General features: G+C 35.3%; 1 protein-coding gene and 1 pseudogene. Both read right to left on the bottom strand.

Translation table 11 applies throughout. From position 1 onward, the window contains the following. Positions 1 to 82: pseudogene (locus ACRHOC_RS15610) on the bottom strand (alternative ribosome rescue aminoacyl-tRNA hydrolase ArfB); the annotation flags it as partial. Positions 83 to 119: 37 nt separating this feature from the next. Next, positions 120 to 221, bottom strand: a 102-nt coding sequence (locus ACRHOC_RS15605; protein ID WP_431159491.1) for a DUF4301 family protein, incomplete at its 5' end; no start/stop codon positions are given.

Here is a 221-nt window from a genome sequence, read left to right as displayed (position 1 = left end):
TAACTAAATCGAAATATAAGACAATCTTAGTAGCTACTCTATTGACATGTTGTCCTCCACTACCAGAGCTACGAATTGCCATAAAAGTAAGTACAGATATTAGTCCTTCGGCATGCACCCTATTTAATTTGATGACTATCTTTTAAAAGGTCGTTGACGGTCTTCATCGGATTGAAAGTAATTATAGGAACCTCTACAAAAATGGTATTCCAAAAGTCCAT

This window comes from Winogradskyella poriferorum (assembly GCF_050618035.1).
Classification (GTDB): domain Bacteria; phylum Bacteroidota; class Bacteroidia; order Flavobacteriales; family Flavobacteriaceae; genus Winogradskyella; species Winogradskyella poriferorum_A.
Note: the sequence above shows the minus strand (reverse complement) of the source record. Positions and strands in the feature narration are given on the sequence as shown.